16 protein-coding genes and 1 riboswitch are annotated in these 19,919 nt (G+C 39.8%); of the genes, 2 read left to right on the top strand and 14 right to left on the bottom strand.

The genetic code is table 11. The features are described from left to right. Positions 1-124: 124 nt before the first annotated feature. Positions 125-1,921, bottom strand: a complete 1,797-nt coding sequence (locus tag RYL27_RS00170; RefSeq protein ID WP_314964234.1) for an N-acetylmuramoyl-L-alanine amidase family protein — start codon at positions 1,919-1,921, stop codon at positions 125-127. A gap of 174 nt (positions 1,922-2,095) precedes the next feature. On the opposite strand from RYL27_RS00170, the gene RYL27_RS00165 reads away from it, so the two are divergent. After that, entirely contained in the window at positions 2,096-2,605 is a 510-nt protein-coding gene (locus RYL27_RS00165; protein WP_314964233.1) for a GNAT family N-acetyltransferase, read from the top strand. Between the two features lie 163 nt (positions 2,606-2,768). Here the strand turns inward: RYL27_RS00165 and RYL27_RS00160 are convergent, their stop codons facing one another. Then, the gene (locus RYL27_RS00160; RefSeq protein ID WP_314964230.1) at positions 2,769-5,189 is read right to left on the bottom strand and encodes an ATP-dependent helicase; all 2,421 of its coding nucleotides are present in this window, start codon (positions 5,187-5,189) and stop codon (positions 2,769-2,771) included. On the opposite strand from RYL27_RS00160, the gene RYL27_RS00155 reads away from it, so the two are divergent. Continuing rightward, positions 5,188-5,859, top strand: a complete 672-nt coding sequence (locus tag RYL27_RS00155) for a DUF1836 domain-containing protein (RefSeq protein ID WP_314964408.1) — start codon at positions 5,188-5,190, stop codon at positions 5,857-5,859. The two genes, RYL27_RS00160 and RYL27_RS00155, sit on opposite strands and share 2 nt — an antisense overlap. Positions 5,860-6,053: 194 nt before the next feature. Here RYL27_RS00155 and RYL27_RS00150 read toward each other — a convergent pair whose 3' ends face one another. The 12 genes from RYL27_RS00150 to RYL27_RS00095 all read right to left on the bottom strand — a co-directional run bounded on the left by RYL27_RS00150 (position 6,054) and on the right by RYL27_RS00095 (position 19,799). Further along, complete coding sequence (locus RYL27_RS00150) at positions 6,054-6,356, bottom strand: YerC/YecD family TrpR-related protein (RefSeq protein ID WP_007157484.1); 303 nt, start codon at positions 6,354-6,356, stop codon at positions 6,054-6,056. A gap of 23 nt (positions 6,357-6,379) precedes the next feature. Continuing rightward, a complete protein-coding gene (locus tag RYL27_RS00145) occupies positions 6,380-7,909 on the bottom strand; it encodes a polysaccharide deacetylase family protein (protein ID WP_314964227.1) in 1,530 nt (509 codons plus the stop codon). A gap of 118 nt (positions 7,910-8,027) precedes the next feature. Then, complete coding sequence (locus tag RYL27_RS00140; protein WP_314964225.1) at positions 8,028-8,531, bottom strand: hypothetical protein; 504 nt, start codon at positions 8,529-8,531, stop codon at positions 8,028-8,030. Positions 8,532-8,608: 77 nt separating this feature from the next. After that, on the bottom strand, positions 8,609-9,124 hold the full coding sequence (locus RYL27_RS00135) for a hypothetical protein (RefSeq protein WP_314964222.1): 516 nt from the start codon (positions 9,122-9,124) through the stop codon (positions 8,609-8,611). Between the two features lie 76 nt (positions 9,125-9,200). Further along, positions 9,201-9,710 (bottom strand): hypothetical protein, encoded by a 510-nt coding sequence (locus RYL27_RS00130; protein ID WP_314344457.1) that lies wholly within the window; start codon positions 9,708-9,710, stop codon positions 9,201-9,203. A 6-nt stretch (positions 9,711-9,716) separates the two neighbouring features. Further along, positions 9,717-13,082, bottom strand: coding sequence for a hypothetical protein (locus RYL27_RS00125; RefSeq protein ID WP_314964219.1), 3,366 nt, complete (start codon positions 13,080-13,082; stop codon positions 9,717-9,719). Positions 13,083-13,091: 9 nt separating this feature from the next. Next, positions 13,092-14,129, bottom strand: a complete 1,038-nt coding sequence (locus tag RYL27_RS00120; protein WP_314964216.1) for a ligand-binding sensor domain-containing protein — start codon at positions 14,127-14,129, stop codon at positions 13,092-13,094. Then, entirely contained in the window at positions 14,126-14,731 is a 606-nt protein-coding gene (locus RYL27_RS00115) for an ATP-binding cassette domain-containing protein (protein ID WP_314964214.1), read from the bottom strand. The genes RYL27_RS00120 and RYL27_RS00115 overlap by 4 nt, the downstream gene beginning before the upstream one ends. After that, the gene (locus RYL27_RS00110; protein ID WP_314964211.1) at positions 14,728-16,254 is read right to left on the bottom strand and encodes an ABC transporter permease; all 1,527 of its coding nucleotides are present in this window, start codon (positions 16,252-16,254) and stop codon (positions 14,728-14,730) included. Before RYL27_RS00110 ends, RYL27_RS00115 begins: the two co-directional genes overlap by 4 nt. Before the next feature lie 2 nt (positions 16,255-16,256). Continuing rightward, positions 16,257-17,273, bottom strand: coding sequence for an extracellular solute-binding protein (locus tag RYL27_RS00105; RefSeq protein WP_314964208.1), 1,017 nt, complete (start codon positions 17,271-17,273; stop codon positions 16,257-16,259). Between the two features lie 158 nt (positions 17,274-17,431). Continuing rightward, a complete protein-coding gene (locus RYL27_RS00100) occupies positions 17,432-18,064 on the bottom strand; it encodes a Gx transporter family protein (protein WP_243155924.1) in 633 nt (210 codons plus the stop codon). 177 nt (positions 18,065-18,241) lie between these two features. Next, positions 18,242-18,359: riboswitch (FMN riboswitch) on the bottom strand. Between the two features lie 63 nt (positions 18,360-18,422). After that, positions 18,423-19,799: a sodium-dependent transporter gene (locus RYL27_RS00095; RefSeq protein ID WP_314964205.1), complete on the bottom strand. Its 1,377-nt coding sequence runs from the start codon at positions 19,797-19,799 to the stop codon at positions 18,423-18,425. Positions 19,800-19,919 lie beyond the last annotated feature (120 nt).

Genomic DNA, 19,919 nt, shown 5'->3' with positions numbered 1-19,919 from the left:
ACTAAAAAAAACCACCCGAAAATCGAGTGGCTCTCTACGACTATTAAATAACAATATCTTATCCTGAACTCATAGCTCATTGCGAAGTGCTGGCTTAGTATATCCTCAACTTTAAATGGAGCTCCTACGCAATATACACCCCTTCCTTATCCACTTTATACCCATCTGGAGTAGTGGTGTTCACAAGCATGTCTCCATTTTCGCCAAAATAATACCATTTTTCCTTCCAGAAAACCCATCCCTTCTTCATATAGCCTTCCTGATCAAAGAAATACCATTTTCCTTTGTCTTCAAGCCATTCTGCCTTCGGATAAGTTCCATCGGTTCTTTTGTACCACCAACCCTTACTATCCAAAACCCAATTACCGGCACTGAGTAAGAGCTTTTGCGTAATCGGCTTCATTTGAACTGTTGTGTAAGAAGAAGTTCTATAGGCTCTACGTCCGGAGTTTCTTTTTTTCGTTACGTTTTCTTCCTGTCCGGAAATCAGCTGATTCTGCAGTTTTCCATCTGGCTCTTCTTTGTTTTTGTCTTTTTGCTCTTCTTTCTTTACTTCCGCGGTTTTATCCGGCTCTTCCTTTTTTTCTTTCTTTACTTCCGAAGTCTTATCCGGCTCTTCCTTTTTTTCTTCTTTGACTACGTATTGTTCCAGATTCGCTCTGGCTGCATCAATAGACTTTATGAAGCCCTCCACATAAAATGGAATGGTTTCCGGTTTATCTAACTCTTCTCTGGCTGCCGCTATTGCCTGCTCCAGCTTTTTCTTGGCGTCTTCTTTTGAAAATGTATTTTCTGCCAGATATTTCTTTGCCTCAGTAATTTTTCCTTCCAAATCATCCCTTAAATGTCTTCTGTCTTCCTTTGTAACATAAAAAATCGGATAAATATCTCCCTCTGTAGTGAGTTCTCCCTTTTCATCTACATGAATGGTGATTTGCTCCGGCTCAAATCTCCACAAAAACTGTGCGTTTTTTGAGACACAAACCGAATAGATTTTACCGCCTTCCTGTCCTTCCAGATGAAATACAACTCTACCGGTTTTATCAGACTTTGCATTCTGATAAGAGCTTAATCTGGGCACCAGAGTATTGGCCGTTAATTCCACATCCTGTACAGGAGTCTGTGTTTTTTTATCCACAACATAAAATTCCACTTCTGTTGTAGCTAATTTATCGGAATTCTTCTCATAGCCCCTAAAAGTAATCTCTCCATCCTGCGCAGTCTGAACCGTTTTTCCATTAATTTTAACTATTTTTCCGCTCTCATTTGTTTGGAAGTTCACGCTATCTTTATCAAACTTCAGTTTAGGGTTCTCCATCATAATGATATATTCGCTATTTGCCCGAAAATCACGAAAACTGTATTCTCCCTGTTCATCTGTTGTTCCGCCAAAAACTACTGTAGGAATATGACCCTCAAATCGGAAAAGTCTAAAGGGAGAATTTGCTAAAAGCTCATCATCCTTAAAGGTGTGAATGATGATACTGTCCAATCCTTCCCCTTCCGACACTTTTTCTTCCGGCCTTTTATCCGGCAGCTCTTCCGTTGCTGTTCTTGTTCTTAAGCTTAGCTTTTCTATACTCTTACCTGTTTCCGGGTCAATAGGATCTTCTCCCTGACTCACAAATTTTATAGGGGGTAAACTATATTCCTTGTTATCTTTAAGATACAGGGTATAGACTTTATTCAGGTCAATCTCCACCACCAAGTATCCAAACGTCGATTGATGCTCCTCTACACCACCTTTGCTATCCTCTAAGATAAAAGAAAGAGCATCCGTAACAGGATTTCCTTCTTCATCCTCCAGAATAAAACCGCTTTGCACTTTTTCTTCCGCATAAGCTATGCTACTCCCCCATAAGCATAGTAATGTGCAAAGAAACAGTAGCCTCCCCATAAGTTTTCCAAACCTCGTCTCCATTTGATTCACTCCTTTGTTATTTTGCATAAATATTATTATAAGCTTAATGAATAAAATATAATTTTTCAATAGTAATGTTTCATTTTTTATAAGTCTTATTATCTTATTTGCCTTTCCTATGAATCTCTGCTATGATATAAAATAATAAAATTTATCATTTTTGAAAGGAGTCTTATGTATAATCAGGAGCGGTATCTTTTTCGGGCGGCTACTGAAGAGGATATCCGAGAATTAGCAGCGATAGAAAAGATATGTTTTTCGGAAAATGAAGCCTGTAGCTATGAAGAGGTCAAAGACCGTGTTGAGAAAATACCGGAAGATTTTTTGATTGCCTTTGATCAAGTGAATAAAAAGATTGCCGGTTATATGAGCGGTATTCACTCCGGTTCTGAAGTCTTTTTGGATGAATTCTTCCGAAATGCCTCTTTACATGAGAAGGGAGCAAAGCATTGCTTTCTTTTAGGTCTGGAGGTTCGGCCGGAATATCAAGGAAAAGGGCTCGCCAGCCAGATTATGAACCGCTATATCGACATGGAGGAAGAGCGGGGTACGGAGAAGATTTTTCTCACCTGCCATACCCACTTTGTTCCTTTCTACAGCGGTTTTGGCTATGAGCACTTGGGTAAATCTCCCTCCACCTGGGGTGGAGAGAGCTGGGAGGATATGGTTTATATCCTTGCGTAATAAGATAAAATTTTAGACAAGAAAAAAGAGGCTGTTAAAATCAAAAAGGTCTCCTATGCAATATAGGGCTGAAATGGGGCATAAACTCAGATTACTCCTATTTCAGACCTATACTACATAAAGACTATTTATATTTTGATTTTTACAGCCTCTTTTTGCTAAACTACAGTTTTTTTAACTTGGCAAAGCCTGCCAGCATCTTCTTCTGCCCTGCGGTATCAAAAAGCACCGTCACCAGCTTGTCCTTCTTATCCTCTTCTATAGCCAGTACTTCCCCTTCACCGAATTTCATATGACTGACCCGGTCTCCCACCTGATAATCAAGGCTTCCGGAGCTCATGCCGGAAATGCCCTTTTGAATAATGCCGGCCTGCTGATAGGCTTGAAGATCCAAAGGCTTTTTGGAGGAAGCAGAATAACCGGCGCTGCCATATAGAGTAGAGGATGAACGCCCTGATGAACCGTAGGCACCGGCAGATCCGTAGGAACCGGAAGTACCATAGGAACCGGATGAGCCGTAGGAACCGGAAGTGCCATAGGAACCGGATGAGCCATAGGAATCTGACTGTCCCATATAGGCTTTGATAGACTGATTGGCCTGCTGCAAATAGGATCCATAGCCGGAACGACTGCTTTTTTCAAAAAACAGATCTTCCTCACTGGGCTTTTTCCGGTAAAGATACTTCTTTTCCAGATACTCTTCCGGCACATCATCCACAAAGCTGCTCACCAGCATGGATTGATACTGCCCATGCACCACCCTGTCTCTTCCTGCGGTTAAATACAATTCCTTCTCCGCTCTGGTAATACCCACATAAAAGAGTCTTCGTTCTTCCTCCCGCTCTTCGGGGGTAAACATGGACTGGGAGCTGGGAAAGAGGCCTTCATTTAAGCCCACCAGATAAACCACCGGGAACTCCAAGCCCTTCGCCCCATGTAAGGTCATAAGAGTAATCTTGTCCTCCGTCAAGTCACTTCTATCCAAGTCGGAAAGCAGGGAAACCTCTTCCAAGAAGGCGGAAAGACTGCCCTCATCTCCATTTTCCTCAATATAGGATTGGAGCTTTCCCTGTAACTCCTGAATATTTTCCATACGGCTTTCCGCCTCTATGGCCCCCTCTGCCTGAAGGTCTTTTTCGTATTCCGTGTCCTGTAAAATGCGGTCAATAAGGGCGCTTAATTCCACATCCTCCCAGCCCTCCAGCATTTCCAGAAAGCTTCCCACCATGCTTAAAGCTTTTCCGGAAAGTCCTGCCGCCTTGGCAAAGGGGAGAGATTCCACCAAAGAAAATCCTCCAAGGCTTTCTCCATACTGCTGCAATTTTAAAAGGCTGGCCTCGCCAATGCCCCTCTTTGGCACATTGATGATTCTCCGAAGTGCCACATCATCCTTTTTATTCACCAAAATCTTCATATAGGAAAGGATGTCCTTGATTTCCTTTCTCTGGTAGAAGTTCACGCCCCCCACAATCTGGTAGGGAATATTCCAATGAATACACTGTTCCTCCAGTAAACGGGACTGGGCATTGGTGCGGTACAGTACCGCCTGATCCTTATAGCTCCAGCCGGCATCCCGAATGCCTCGGATAACAGCCGCCGCCTCCTCCTTGGCACTTTCATATTCCTGAAAGCTGACCTTCAAGCCCTCCTTCTCCGCAGTCCAAAGCTTCTTTTGCTTTCTGTGCTGATTTTCCGCAATGACCACATTGGCCAAGTCCAGAATAGGAGCGGTGGAGCGGTAGTTTTGTTCCAGCTTTACCACCTTGCAGTTTGGAAAATGAGATTCAAAGGAGAGGATATTTTCCACATTGGCACCCCGGAAACGGTAAATACTCTGGTCGTCATCTCCCACCACGCAGATATTTTGATACTTCTTAGCAAGGAGATAAACCAAATGGAACTGCACATCATTGGTATCCTGATACTCGTCCACCAAAATATAACGAAAACGCTCCTGATACTTCTCTAAAACTGCCGGAAACTTCTCAAAAAGCTCCTTACAGCGTAACAAAAGGTCATCAAAGTCCAAGGCATTGTTTTTCTTTAGCTTTTCTTCGTACAGTCGGATGCAGGCACGAATCTTCCCATCCAGAAAATCCTCCGGATCCTCCAAAAGATAGTCGGAAACGGTTCGCCCCTGATTCTTCACCTGGGACAGGGCGGAAAGCACCAACCTTTCCTTCAGCATCTTGCTATCTATCTGCAATTCCTTAAAGACCTGACGCATCACGGTTTTCTGATCATCCGTGTCATAGATGGAAAAGTCGGAGTCATAGCCCAGATTTCCGATTTCTCTTCTTAAAATCCGAAGACACATGCTGTGGAAGGTGGAAACCCAGATTTCTCCCTGCCGCTCCGGCAGAAGCTGATTCACCCTGTCCCGCATTTCCTGGGCCGCCTTATTGGTAAAGGTAATCGCCAGAATTTGATAGGGAGATACCCCCTTTTCCAAAATCAGGTAGGCGATTCTGTGGGTCAGCACTCTGGTTTTTCCCGAGCCTGCCCCCGCCAAAATCAAGAGAGGCCCCTCTCCAAGGGTGGCGGCCTCATACTGTTCTTTGTTTAATATATTTTTCAGCTCCATGGCTTTCCTTTCTTTTCCTTGCTATGCTATACTTGCTTTTATGGACGAACAATATCTCAATGAATTAACCGAATATCTTAAAAGTTTACATCATGTGCATGCGGGTAGCCTGCCCTCCCTGGACCTATACATGGATCAGGTAACCGGATTTATGGAGGAACATCTGGCCTCCATGAAGCGTCATTCGGAGGACAAAGCGCTTACCAAAACCATGATTAATAATTATGCCAAAAATAAGATTCTGCCTCCTCCTGTTGGAAAGCGCTACAACAAGAATCACATGCTGATTCTGCTTTTAATCTACTATTATAAGAGTATGTTGAGTCTTTCCGACATCCGTACCGTGGTGGATCCCTTAGCGGAAAATTATTTTTCTCTCCACAGTAAACCCAGGCTCACCGATATTTACGAAGAAATCTTCTCCTTTGCCAATGGAGAAATGCAAAGCTTAGTGGAGGATTTAGAGAAAAAGTTTCAAACCGCCAACAGCTCCTTTTCGGAACAAGATCCCGCCTTTGCCAACTTGGAGGAATCGGAGCGGGAACAGCTCCAAAGCTTTTCCTTCCTAAGTCTCTTGGCCTTTGATGTCTACCTCAAGAAACAATTAATGGAGAAGATCGTAGACCGCATGGAGGAAAGCCAAAAGAAAAGGAAGAGGAAAAAGAAATAAAAGGAACAGTAATCATCAAACAAGGCTAGCTTCTCAGCGATATAGCATTGGAATACGGGGTAGTCTGAGCCCGCCGGTTCTTAGCTTTTGTTTTTTGAAAGCTTAGAGCCGCTGCGTGGCGAGGCTAGCGAGAGCGTGCCCCGGTTCCATGCTATATCGTTGAGAAGCTTTTTTATTGTATAAATCTGTTCCTTTTATTTTTCCTCTTCCTTTTTGGCTATCCTCTCAAAGGCTACCGCGTAGCCGTCTTCTCCATAATGTAGAGAGCGGTTGACTCTGGAAATGGTTGCGGTGGAGGCTCCGGTGGCCTTCGCTATATCGATATAGGTTTTGCCTTCCTGCAAGAGCTTGGCCACTTCATAACGCTGGGCCATGGCCAAAAGCTCATTGATGGTACAGAGGTCCTCGAAAAAACGAAAATACTCTTCCGTGGTTTCCAGCTGCTGCATTCCCTCAAATAAATGTCGTACCTCTTCGGTGTCTAGTTTCCGGTTCATTTTCTTCCTCTCCAAATGCTTCTTTATTCCCAGGTTACAGGGGTAGGTCTTCTGGTATCAAAGACCTTCTTCACGTCAATCAAGTCGGAAAGTCTATCCGCTGCGCCGCTGTAGGATTCATACAGGCGATACCCGTCCAGATTTCTTCTTCCCTGCCGGACAAAATCATCTCCGTACTGCATCCAAACCTTTGCGGAATCTACGTTACAGAAGTAATGGAAGCCTGCCGCCTCCAGCAAATCATATTTTCCGTCTTCTTTTCCCTTCTGATAGGGATGCCAGTCCCCAATATCATCTCCAAAGGGGTAAAGCAGAATCTCACAGGGATCCGGCAGAAGAGGCTCCACGTTTCTCTCCCAACGATCCGTATCCTTGGAAATGGAAGCCAAATCTCTGGTACCGAAATTGATATGTCCCCAGGAGTGGGAGGCAAATTCATAGCCGTCTTCCTTCATGGCCCTGGTAATCTTCTTAACGGTTTCCTTATCTTCTTCGATATTTGGGTTTGCCCTGTTCTTCGGGTCTAAGGCAGGAGAATTAGGATCAAAGGTCTCATCGGTTCTATAGCCAAGAACGCCGTTATAGCCGGTAAAAGCAATCACCGCCTTATGGCCATGGTAGGCAAAATCCGGATGCTCCTCCACGAACTTATCCAAAATCGGCACCAGGTCATAATCCCCAATGGTAACATTTCCGTCCTTATCGGTATACTGGTTTTTAGGCTTTCCATTTTCATCCAAAACCATCTTGTCCGCAAAGCCGTGACCTTCCATGTAAACGTAATAATTCACATCGTCCTGGGACATGACGAAGGGCTTCTTGCCCTCCGGAAGCATAATCTGCTTCTTCACCATTTTCTTCGTTCCATCCGGCTGTTCCTGCATTTCCGCCAAATCATGCATATGCACCATCACATAACCTCGATCGTACATTTCCTTGATAATTTCCTCAAACTCCGGAATGGTGGTCATTACGGAATTGAACTGCTTTCCCTGATGGGTATCCGTAAGGGCTCTGGTCGGGTCCACAATCAGGATATGGAAGAAAATGTGGGTGATATCATCCATATTGGCGGGAACCAGCTTGCCCTTCTCCTCTTCATACTGAGAAATCTTCGAGGAAATCTCCGTATCGGAAGACAGGTTCAAAGCATTTAAGGTGGCGATGGCACTGTCATAGTCATACTGCTTCGCCTGAAGCTCCGCCGTCTTTAAGGCCTCATCCTTTTCCGAAAGAGCCGGAGTTTCACTTGCCTCTACTACATCGCCCTTCTCTTCCGTTTCCCCTTCCCCAAGCTTTACAACCGGGCGATTCTTGGCAATCGTACTTTCAGAGACCTTTTTCCCAAAGGAAATGCCTCCCTGCTGTTGCACATAGGGCAGGGCATAACGTACCCCGATAAAAGCCAGGAACAACAAAAGAAGCAGAAGAAAAAAGAGCAGGATATGCAGGCGCTTCTCCTTCTTTCTTTTTTCTCTCCGCTTCTCCATCCGAATGCGGTGTTCCATCATTTTCTGCTGGTAATACTCGTCATCAAATTCTTCTCTGTTCATCCGACACCTCTCTCTGTCTCCCTCTTATTGTACAAAATATTGCCTTGAACGCAAGGGGGAAATGGCGAGGACTTCAGGAAGTACAGAAGGAAGAAAGACCGAGTTTATAATTCTAAGATTACGACTTTCCTTGCAAAACTAAGCCATAATCGTCCAATGCAGATTGTTGATATCTGGAAAACCATGGTTCAAAAAATGGATCCTCCTTCTCGAAATTATGATATCTTTCTAAAATCATACTATTTAGCTGTCTAAAAATCTCTTCCATATTCAGAGTAAAACTAGCCTCTCCTCTATGTTCTTTATAAAGCTCATAGAAGATAATCCTCAATAAATTACTAAACATTTTCATATGTCCTGATACTTCTATTAGCTCATAAATTCCGGCCTGATATCCTTCAATCACCCTTGCATCTTCCGTTTCTGCGTAATACTGGTGAATAGCATCAATAACTGCCTGATTATTGTGGCCTTCTTCCGGACTGATTCCCACAAAATAATCTCCTAAGCCGGTTAGAATAATTACATAAGCTATCTCTTTTCCGGAGCAATATTCTCTGTGAATTAATTTCACACCGAATTTTGCTTCGCGTACCAGTCTATCGTATCTTGTTGAACTCATAGATAATCACCTTGTAGTTAATACTTCTTTTTCTGAATAATCTGCAAATCTAACAGAAAGTAGAAACACACACTGTCCTAGCTCGATTGCTCCGGCTTTCCTTGCAAAACCAAACTATGTTTTTCCAATGCATAGGTTTGCATTCTAGAAAACCAACCCTCAAACCTTGGACTCTCATTCTTATAAGTATCATATCTTTCTGAAATCATACTATTCAACTTTTGGACAATTTCTTCCGTATCAAGAATAAAGCTGGCATTTCCCTCTTGTTCTTTCTCAAGTTGATAGAAAAGAATATTAAGTATGCTATCTAGAGTTCTAATATTTCCCGCAACACGAATGAGAGTGAATATCCCCATCTTATACCCATCAATCACTCTTTGATCGTCCGTTTCAGCATAGTACTGATGAATAGCATCTATAACTGCCTGATCGTTGTGCATCTCATCAGGATTGACCGCTACACGATAATCTCCAAGTCCACTTAATATCACTACATACGCGATTTCTTTACCGGCACAATATTCTTTGTGAATTAATTTCACACCAAATTTTGCACTGCGTACCAGTTCATCGTATCTTGTTTTACTCATAGAATTCACCTTGTAGTTAATACTTCTTTTTCTGAATAATCTGCAAATCTGACAGAAAGTAGAAACACATACTGTCCTAGCTCGATTGCTCCGGCTTTCCTTGCAAAACTAAGCCATAATGTTCCATCGCAAAGGTCTGCTGTCTAGAAAACCAATCCTCAAACCTTGGACTCTCTTTCTTATAAGTATCATATCTTTCCGCAATCATACTGTTCGTTTTTCGGAAAATTTCTTCAATATCAACAGTAAAGCTGGCCTCCCCATTACGCTCCTTCTTCAGTTCATAAAATAGCAGACCAAGTAAATCACCCAATGTTCTAACATTTCCTGCAACGCGAATTAGCGTGAATATCCCCATCTGATAGCCATCAATCACTCTTTGGTCTCCCGTTTCAGCATAATACTGATGAATAGCGTCTACAACAGCCTGTTCATTATGATCCTCATCAGGATTGACTGCTACACGATAATCTCCAAGTCCACTTAATATCACTACATAGGCGATTTCTTTACCCGCACAATATTCTTTATGAATTTGTTTCACGAAGAATACTGCTTCTTCCACTAAATCATCATATGCTCCCATAAAAATTCACCTTAAATCAATTATTTTATAACTGACCCCTTCTTTTATGCCGGATAACTCATTTGCTCCTGTTGCTATTGCATTACTAATTATATCCGGTAATGGTCGTTGTGTCACTTCAATTTCACCACTCAACAGTCTTCCTCCCGAAACAAACTGGTCCATGTATGCACTTGGACTATTAACTGAAGGCATAGATACATAGCCATCCTTTAAAGGAACTAGAGTTTTAATCATATAAACGCCCTCATTTTGCTTAAATTTAGCTCCGGATAATACTTCTTGGCCGAATTTTTCAAAATCAGATATTGAAAAAGTTCCATTTTCATAAGAACATATATTACTGTATTGTGTTGCGTAATGCTCCAGACTACTTTCTGGAACAGAAAAAACTCCTCCCCCTGATACTAGACTATTATTTGGATTTCCAAAATTACCATTATGAAAATAAATATTATTAGCATCTTTTGCTGCATTTTGAAAATGTACAAGCTCGACTTCTACAGGATGTGAAGCTAGTTCATTTGCAATTTCTTGTAAATTATTACAATTTGAAATATTACTATTGTTGGGGCAAAGATCCTTAATGTATTGCACAACGGCTTGATCTGAAATAAACTCATCAGCACGTAGTAGATAAGAGCTATTACTTATTCCTGAATATAGCTTTGGGCTAGCAGCCTTTTCCATTTTTAATTTTAAGATATCATCTAAACTATAGGTAGAATCAAATATACCATTATCATATCTATTCTTAAATTCAACGATAGTCTTGATTCCATTTAACTTTTTCTTTACTAGACTTTCTGCCGCATTCATCCTATTTGTACAAACATCTTTTAGAACGTCTTGATTCTCAGGAGATAAGGTATCCCAGCCATCTCCCCACATCTTTCTTGCCCTCTCAGTCTTTTCATAATCTATATCAACTTCTAACTTTTCAATATACTTTTCTATTACCCCTCTGGAATAGCCTGCATTCTCTCCTACTTCTAGCAGAGCATTAGATGCTTCGTCATCAGCTGTAAAGACATTTCTTTGGCTTAAATCCTTAATAGACTGATTTATAGTCATTAAATAATCTTCACTCAGCTTATCTTCTCCGACAGAATCTACAATTTTATCTAAATCGCTATCCAATAGATTTTGAAACTCATCCACATAATGATAGTCTTCCGCATTATAAACATAATCCGGATATTGCTCCATTGGTGCATCACTTTCTACTTCTCCCAATCTTGGGACAAGAGTAACCAAGCCAAATAAAAAAGTTTCCCAGTCCCCCATCTCTGCCGCATAAAGACTATCTCTTACTCCGGTTGTATAATTAAGTGCAGTACCCAGCCCCGGTACGAAAGACAACGTAAATCTTAAATATCCCGCATTCTTATTATCTCCACCATAAGGGCTAAATCCTCCCCAGATAAAATCATAAGCTTCTTCTCTTCCTTCTTCTGAAAATGTCGTGTAGAGAGCTGAGATGCCAAACATCGTTCCGGATGCCACCGCTATAGCTGCTGTTCCTAATCCAGCGGTTGCGCACCCAATGCCTACAGCCACTGCTAAAACAAGGGAATATGCCACCACTGTAGGCCAACCAAGATTTTGTATAAGTCCTATAATAGACGATCCTGATTCAGTCCATCCGCCGTCGTCCGCAAGTACAGATATTTCTCCATACCTTGCCAGTACGGCAATAATGATAAAAGCAGTACAGCAAACTAAAACTACAGTGGTAATCGACTTATTAACTTTTATAATACCAATCTTAATAAATGATAAGATAATAAGAATCGCAGATAGTATCAGCCTGATTTCAAAATTAAAATCTACAGTAAACCACAAACAAAGGTTTAGAGCAGAACATAGGAATAAACCAATACTTAATCCTAAAAGCCTTAATTGAAACCCTCCAAATATAGGAGGCTTCTGCTGCCCTTGAGCTACTTTTTGATAGCGAAAGCTGGCATTAAGCATCATCAACAAGGGGGCTATTCCCCCATTTTCATACTTCATACATGAAATGAGAAGCATCACAGACAGCAAAAAGACCGCATAGGGATTAAAAATAAATAAATTTAACAGAACAGCGAGAGCCAGCTCTTGCCATATGTAAAAGTCTATCTTATTACTGGTAGCCTTCTCACACCTTTTAATGTCTCTCCTAAAAGATAAGAAATAAGAGAAATTAGACTTCAGCTTTCCGGATACTATATCAGCAATAAATGTCCGAACTGCAATAGCTAGAAGGTAATAAAGAACGGCAGTAATCGTTACTGTATTTATCGTATCTACAAACCTAGGAAGCCCAATTACCCCAGAGGCATCCGCTCTCCCGGCCAATAAATAAGGGGTCGATTTCCCAAAAATTGATTGTATCTTTATATAAAAAGTATCATTTAAATAGCAGAGCGCAAATATATTCCAGAGAAAAACTGCTAAAGACATAAATGCTGTGATTGCAAGTGTTTTTAAGAGGTTTTTCCAATTCATAAAGCCTTTAATAATATTTAATATTATTAATTTTATAAATCCAAAAAGCTCCTTGGGGAATTTTTGATCTTGTGTTAATCTTTTAAAACTAAGTCTGGTATAGTACTCCGGATCCTCTTTTTCCAAGTCTTTAGCTCTAGCATAATTATCTAAATCAGAACAGCAATTTTTCTCAATATATTTAATAATAGTCTTGCCAAGCGTTTTATTTCGTCCTCTTCTAAAATCGAGAACTTTATGAGCATCATCTACCTGTATAATTTCTAACTGTTTTTTTCCGATATGAATCAGTTCATCAACTTCATATTTTTTTCCGGAATTATTGTCAAAACACTGCAAAAAGACCCTTGAAACAGGAGTCACTTTAAGAGGAACCTCTCCACTATATTTATCCGAAACTTTATCTGAAAAAGTTAATTTATTTAACGTTCCTAAATCACGTTTTTCAATTTCCTCTCTCAACTGATTATAAACTGTTTTAATATTGGAATCTGCAATCAACAGTGCTTCATCTTTTTCAGCGTCTTGCTTGATTGCCAAATATACGCCCTCAACATTTGTAAAGAATATCCCCTTACTTTCTGCAAAAGACGGCTTTTTCAAGGCAATAATATCCTTGCTTTTTATCCAGTTCTGAATAAATGTAATGACGATATCATTGATTGCTATACCTTTTTCCGTATTAATCAATGTTTTATGTTCTAATGCCTCACGTGTTAAAGACTCTAGTCGAGTATTATCCAGAGTTTCAAACAACAAAGGGGTATTTACAAATCCCATGCTACGTATATGCTTAGTCTCCGCCATAATATACTTAAAAACCATAATATATTCATTTAGAGACATTGTATGTAAAATTACAGGTCTTTTCCCTCTCATTTTTACCACCTACTTCATTATGTCTTCCGGAACAATTGTTAATCCGTACTTGCCACCCAACCAATATTCTTTATTCACTTTAATAATGCATTTAATTTCATTATCAGAAAGACCTGTTTCCTTGGATAAATATATATTCTTACTATCCATCCAATCAAAATTATAATTTCTTCTTTTAATAAGCACTCCATCATATTCAGTTGTCACCCATAAAGAATAATCATCTACGAAGAGATATCGAACTTTTTCTCCCGGTAATCCATCTTCAACTGAATACTTATTTATAATTTGAGGCTTCTCATCATTCAAAGTTACTTGGACAAGACCACCTTCTTTCATATACCCTGTTCCAATCCAAATCTTTCCATCTGTGTCTTTTACTATGGAAGTAACATACGGATGGGTAAGTCCGGTATTTTTTCCCAAATAACTGATATCACCATCATCAGAAATATATGTTATTCCTCCCTGTGAATCTAAATATGAGCCAAAAAGAATACCCTGTTCCGTTGGCAAAATAACATTTACTGAATCAGAAAGTAATCCGCTTTTCTTATTTAGAACATCTTCTACCTCCCAATTTCCCCTCCTCTCCACCAATTTAGCAGCACCATTGTATGTCCCACAGTATATTTCATGATTTTTCAACGCTATTGTATTCACTCTTCCCTTAGGAATCTGTGGATATTGAAAGTTAGTTTTACTACCATTGCTTTGAAGATGTGTTAATCCCTCTTCATGCCCAATCCAAACTCCTCCTTCCCCATCACCTACAATACTGGCTGTATAAATCATCTTGATGCTTTTAATTTCTGATACTATTGTTTTTGTAATGGGATCATAGACCTTTAGACCCTCATTCGTTCCAACATAAACATGTATCCCATCACTATAAAGAGCTGATATCTCTGATTTATCCTCCAGAATTTGGAAATGATAGGAAGAAGCTTTATATTCTCTCTTTTTTTCTTTTTTTATGCCATAACTCAGGATACTTGCTACCATTAAGGCAAATATGATATTTACAATTATGTTAAGTTTTTTCATTTTCCGATATCTAATAGTCTAAATGGCAATTCTTTAACTTCACCACGATCATGCGTAACATATATGATACATTTACAATTACAGTAATTCTTCCTTAAATAGTCCATTATGATTTGCTTGGTTTGAACATCTACATTGGATAATGGTTCATCCAATAATAAATTTCCCTTATCAGACAATAATGCTCTTGCTAAAGAAACTCTCATAGCTTGTCCACCTGATATTTCCTCAGGATACTTATGCAGTAAATGTTCTATTTGAAGTCCGTTAACAACTTCTAATATTCTTTCCTCTCTTTTCTCCATCATTCCATATGACACATTTTGTTTCACTGTCATGTGGTTCCATAAAGTAGGATCTTGAAAAACTATTCCGATATCTCTTTGATTAGGACTGAGCTTTTTGTCAATTTTCTTTCCGTTAATACTAATTTCACCACTGTATTCATAATCAAATCCAGCTATTATTCTTAGCAAAGTTGATTTTCCGCACCCACTGCTCCCAATAATAAATAAGCCATTATTATCATCCACACGAAAGGAAATACCCTCTAAGACTTTAATACCATTAAATTCTTTTTGTATTTCCTGTACTTCTATCATTTTATTCTACTCCTCTTAAATATTTTAACAAAACAAAATAATATTATTTCTATGGCTATAATAAATAATACCACAATTATGGAAAATGCGGATACATATTCTGATGCACCATAGTGTAAATAATTGTAAATTTTCACCGTAACCGTCTCTTTACCCGGTGCCATTAAAATTAATGGGATGCCTTCCTCTGCAAAAGCAAAGAAAAAAGATAACACCATACCCAAAAGTATACTTGACAATAACATATCAAACTTTATTCTAAAGTAATCTATGTACCGTATGGATAAAATTTCCGCTATTTCTAAGGCTTTTTTGTCCACCCTTAGCATAGAAGCATATAGTAATAAAACTATAATAGGTGCAGACTTTAAGGCACAGCCAAGAGACGTCATTAAAGTACTATGTTCAAGTCCTGTCCATCCAAAAGAATTTACTAGCTTTAATAATCCCATAGCCTGGATTGTACCCGGGATTGCTATGGCATAAAAAATAAAACCTGCCAAACCGAAACGCTCTTCGCTTAAAAATTTCGCAGGATAATAGGAAATCAAGACACATATTACAGCGCTAAAAACAGACATCCAAAAAGATGTCTTAAATTCTTCAGTAATTAAAGCAAACGATGCAAAAAAGTTATTAATCCCTCCCATTGTAGTCCCTAAAGTTATGATTGGAAAGGCCACTTGTATAACAAGTATAAAAAACGCACAAAAACTTAATAATTTAGTCCAACCGGTAATTTTCAAGCAGTACTTTGTCCTAATATTTTTTTTGCTGCTAAAACTTCTTAAATTGCTAACCAGCCAATGAACCGGGACGACCAGTACTATAAACAAAGGAATGCATTGTGCATATGCCTTTATAGCACTTCCTGTTCTACTATACACAGAAAAAATATCCAAAACATATGTATTATATTGAAACATAGAAGGAACAGAAAACTCTGTCATTGAAAAGGTACATATCAGTCCGGCTACCGCAAGCCCATATGGGCAAAGAGACTGTAAGATTACTTTCCAGACAGCGAAATTATCATTTCTGTAAATAACAGCCATTCTAAGTTTATCCGTATCCAGATTTTCTATGCCAAGTAATAAAAACAGTACAGTAATAGGAAGATACGCCATCACCTCAACAAAGACGCATGCCCAAAATCCGCTAATGGAGTATTGTATTATACTGGGTTGGAATATGCTAAGAATCTGAAGAATATAAATCCAACTCAAAGCATAAATATAAAAGGGTATGGGAATCGTTATCACAAAGAAATAACGATTCCATCCCTTTAAATGCTTTGAATTGCTAATATACAATGCCGCAAGAAACCCAAGTACTAAATTAATGATAGTCACTGCGACAGCTAACTTCAGACTATTTTTTAAGAGTAAAAATTGTCGCGTTCCAAACGAAAAGTCGAATAGACCTATCTCTTGAGCTAAAGTTCCAATAATTGGCAAAACAATAAATATGATATATATCAGCAAACCTATATACTTTTCTTTATTGGTAAATGGATTTTTCATACTTATTTTGCTGTAGCAAAGAGTTCTTCCATATCTTTAGCAGAGACTTCCATAGAATGATATATTTCCTCCAAGCTTAATGTCATCCCTTTTATGCCATTCTCTTTTGCATCTCTGATGGACAGGTCATAAAAACCGTCTTCCACTAATTTTCTTTCTGTTTTTTCTTTTAAAATGTAATCAATAAATATTTTTGCATTTTCTTTGTTGGGTGCTCCTTTTATCAATGCAACTGTACTTGGTGTTACAAGGGTTCCCATTTGGTTATCTCCTTGATCAGGATAAATCATAGATACATGAGCACCATCTTCTATAGCTTCTCTGGCATCATCTGAATCTGTAAAACCAATAGCAACCTGACCTTTCGCCGCCATATCTTTTGTCACTGAATTTCCATCAACCACATTCACGCCTAAATTAATAATATCTGTAAAAAATTTTTTTGCTTTTTCGTTTCCCCATTGTGCATACAAGGCTGCCGCCATAGTTTTCGTTGTTCCAAACATCGGATAAGCAATCGCTAGCTGCTTTCCTGAATATTTTCCACTAGTAAAATCTTCAATCGAAGTAGGAAAATCCTCTTTAGAAAGCAAATCATTATTTACTAAAAAGACTCTGGCTCTTCCTCCAACCGCAGTCCACATAGAACTGCTGGATTTATAATACTGTGGAATGTCTGCTGCCGAGGGGGAGGTATACGCATCAAGCACGCCTTGATTTTCCAGGGTAATAGTTTGAACAAATTCATTATTCCAAAAAACATCACAAATAGGATTATGCTTTTCAGCAATAATCCTATTCACTAATCCGGTTGTTTTATTTGCTTCTGTATCATAAACTACCTTGACTTTAATTCCTGTTTCTTTTTCAAAATCATTTATGATTTTTTCACTAAACACCTGATCGATTGCTGTATAGACAACCACCTCTTTTGATTTAGTTTGTGCTGCCCCACAGGCAGTTAAACTCGCCAAAAAGATTGAAATTGAAATTAAAATAAAGCTTTTCTTCCAAATCATTTGAAACTCCTTTTTCTATCACTTGACAGTTTGAATGCATTTTCTAACATTTCTTTAAAAAGTGAGCTTTTATATCACTAATTAAGTAAAAATAGATTATTTCATATATTCAAAACTGTCAAGTTGTATGAAGTTCCAAAGAAAGAAAGTCTTATGTATTATCCCTCTCCATTTAACTTATGCAGGAAAGGAGATACTCCTTTATACAGTAGAAGGCAAAGAACTACATCAATCATGCCTTTCACAAAGGTAAAGGGCACGTTAAAGATAAGCAAAGCCTTTTCAATGCTGCCGATGGAGGGAAGAATCAACTCATAAGCAGAAAGCACTACCTCTTTCGGCATAAAGTTGTAGTAGAAGGGATAAACCACCAAAAGGTTGGAGGGGTAGGAAATAGCCGCCATAACCACTGCACCAACAACGGAGGCAATAATTGCACCCTTCTTCGTCTTATTTCTCTGATAAATAAATCCTGCGGTACCTGCAAAGCTTGCCCCAAGGATAAAGTTGGAAAGTTCTCCCACGCCGAAGGACCCGGAGCTAAAGCTGTGAAGAATATTTTTGATAAGCTCCACCAAAATGCCGGAAACAGGGCCTAGAGCAAAGGCTGCAATTAAGGCAGGAAAATCCGAAAAATCAAACTTGATAAAGGGAGGCATTAAAAAAGGAATAGGAAACTCAATCCACATCAAAATATACGCTATCGCGGATAATATTCCTGTTACCGCCAAAAATCCTACACTACTCTTCTTCACACTGCTCACCATTCTTCCCTGACTTTCTGCTTTCATTGCTGTCCTCTCTTTCTTTGCATTTTCTGCAAACTGCATTCTTCCGGTGGTTCTTTTCGAAAGGCTTTAGGACCGGGCATTTTCCTTCTTTTTTGTATTTTCAAAGGAATCCTCTTGGAAAGCACCTTTGAAAATAGAAAAAGCCCTGTACAAAAAGTACAGGGCAGAAAGCACAACGCTCGTCTTCTTCCATCCAGACTATACTGTTGGTACCGGAGTTTCACCGGTTCAACTGCTTTCGCAGGTCGCGGACTGTACCGCCAGTGGGGACTTACACCCCGCCCTGAAGAACATTCATTTTTACGATACTAAGAATACTCCTCTGCCTAAAACTTTGCAAGGAATATTTTTTACGCTTTTAGAACTTAATCCATCCCAGTACACCGGCTACGGAACTGAACAGAATAATCGCCACAAAGAAGGGGCAAAGGTATTTGATCATAAAATTAAATACCGCCTTTCTTTTAAAGGGAGCATCCTTTCGCATAACTTCCGCCGCAATGCCCTCTACACCGATTACTCTGACCACCAAAAGACAGGTAGCCATAGCCGCGATGGGCATCATCACGGAGTTGGTCAGGAAGTCAAAGAAATCCAGGAAGGGCATATTTTTCAAAATGGTTACAAAAGATAAAGGCCCATAGCTTAAAGCACTGAGGGTTCCTAAAGCCACCATAATCAGCAGTAAAACCACTGTGGATCTTCTTCTACTCCACTTCAGTTCATCCTGGAAGGTGGAAACCGCACTTTCCGCTAAAGCGATAGCGGAGGTCAGTGCCGCAAAGAAAACTAAGGCAAAAAAGAGAATCCCCACTACTCGGCCAAAGCCCATGCTGGCAAAGATTTTCGGCATAGTAATAAACATCAGGGAAGGGCCTGCCTTTAATACGGAGGGGTCTCCGTTGGAAAAGGCGAAAACCGCAGGAATAATCATCATTCCTGCCAAAACCGCAATGGCCGTGTCAAAAATCTCCACATGGCTGGTGGATTCTTCAATAGAAAGGTCAGATTTCATATAGGAGCCGAAGGTAATCAGGATTCCCATGGCAATGGAGAGAGAGTAGAACATCTGTCCCATGGCGGAAACCACCGTCATCCAGGAAAAGTTCTTGATATTGGGAACTAAGAAGTATTTTACTCCGGCAAAGGCGCCCTTTCTGGTTATGGCATAAATAGAAAGCAGAATTGCCAGAATCACCAGAATCGGCATCATAAAGGTGGACACCTTTTCGATGCCATTTTCCACTCCCATAAAGATAACCCAAAGTACCAGCAAGGTGAAAATCAAAAACCAAAACTCCGTCTTTACCCCATTTCCGATAAATGCCGTAAAGTACTCGGCCGTGGCCATGGCTTCCGTTTCTCCCTGGATATAGCCGAAGAGATATTTGCATACCCAACCGCCGATGACGGAATAATAGGGTACAATCAGGATGGGGATAATGGCATTAATCCAGCCTCCTGCCTTGAACATCCAGTCCTTTCCAAAGTGGGCATAGGCTCCCACGGGGCTCTTTCTGGTCATTCTACCAATGGCACTTTCCGCAATTATCATGGTGTAACCAAAGGTAAGCATCAGAAGAAGGTAAACCAAAAGGAAGATTCCCCCTCCGTATTTCGCCGCCAAATAAGGGAATCTCCAAATATTTCCCAAGCCCACCGCAGAGCCTGCAGCGGATAAGACAAAGCCCAGGCGGGAGCTGAACTTACTTCGTTTTTGCTTTTCACTACTCATTTTCTAGATCCTTTCTACTGCTATAACATTTCTTTTCTATTTTCTTAGAAGCCTTCTCCATAACTTCTGGAAAAATCACATTTTTTCAAAACAATTTTCCATGCCACACCAGGCAAGGAC

The sequence above is a fragment of the Oribacterium sinus genome (genome assembly GCF_963537195.1).
GTDB lineage: Bacteria > Bacillota > Clostridia > Lachnospirales > Lachnospiraceae > Oribacterium > Oribacterium sinus_A.
This window is presented reverse-complemented; position numbering and strand designations above follow the sequence as displayed.

Coding starts and splice junctions, on each gene's coding strand:
- RYL27_RS00140 (WP_314964225.1), bottom strand. CDS start 8,531: ATGAGTTCAACAAGATACGATAGACTGGTACGCGAAGCAAAATTCGGT.
- RYL27_RS00095 (WP_314964205.1), bottom strand. CDS start 19,799: ATGAGTAGTGAAAAGCAAAAACGAAGTAAGTTCAGCTCCCGCCTGGGC.
- RYL27_RS00155 (WP_314964408.1), top strand. CDS start 5,188: ATGGCTTTCCTTTCTTTTCCTTGCTATGCTATACTTGCTTTTATGGAC.
- RYL27_RS00145 (WP_314964227.1), bottom strand. CDS start 7,909: ATGAACAGAGAAGAATTTGATGACGAGTATTACCAGCAGAAAATGATG.
- RYL27_RS00105 (WP_314964208.1), bottom strand. CDS start 17,273: ATGATTTGGAAGAAAAGCTTTATTTTAATTTCAATTTCAATCTTTTTG.
- RYL27_RS00115 (WP_314964214.1), bottom strand. CDS start 14,731: ATGATAGAAGTACAGGAAATACAAAAAGAATTTAATGGTATTAAAGTC.
- RYL27_RS00110 (WP_314964211.1), bottom strand. CDS start 16,254: ATGAAAAATCCATTTACCAATAAAGAAAAGTATATAGGTTTGCTGATA.
- RYL27_RS00120 (WP_314964216.1), bottom strand. CDS start 14,129: ATGAAAAAACTTAACATAATTGTAAATATCATATTTGCCTTAATGGTA.
- RYL27_RS00100 (WP_243155924.1), bottom strand. CDS start 18,064: ATGAAAGCAGAAAGTCAGGGAAGAATGGTGAGCAGTGTGAAGAAGAGT.
- RYL27_RS00170 (WP_314964234.1), bottom strand. CDS start 1,921: ATGGAGACGAGGTTTGGAAAACTTATGGGGAGGCTACTGTTTCTTTGC.
- RYL27_RS00165 (WP_314964233.1), top strand. CDS start 2,096: ATGTATAATCAGGAGCGGTATCTTTTTCGGGCGGCTACTGAAGAGGAT.
- RYL27_RS00130 (WP_314344457.1), bottom strand. CDS start 9,710: ATGGGAGCATATGATGATTTAGTGGAAGAAGCAGTATTCTTCGTGAAA.
- RYL27_RS00150 (WP_007157484.1), bottom strand. CDS start 6,356: ATGAACCGGAAACTAGACACCGAAGAGGTACGACATTTATTTGAGGGA.
- RYL27_RS00135 (WP_314964222.1), bottom strand. CDS start 9,124: ATGAGTAAAACAAGATACGATGAACTGGTACGCAGTGCAAAATTTGGT.
- RYL27_RS00125 (WP_314964219.1), bottom strand. CDS start 13,082: ATGAGAGGGAAAAGACCTGTAATTTTACATACAATGTCTCTAAATGAA.
- RYL27_RS00160 (WP_314964230.1), bottom strand. CDS start 5,189: ATGGAGCTGAAAAATATATTAAACAAAGAACAGTATGAGGCCGCCACC.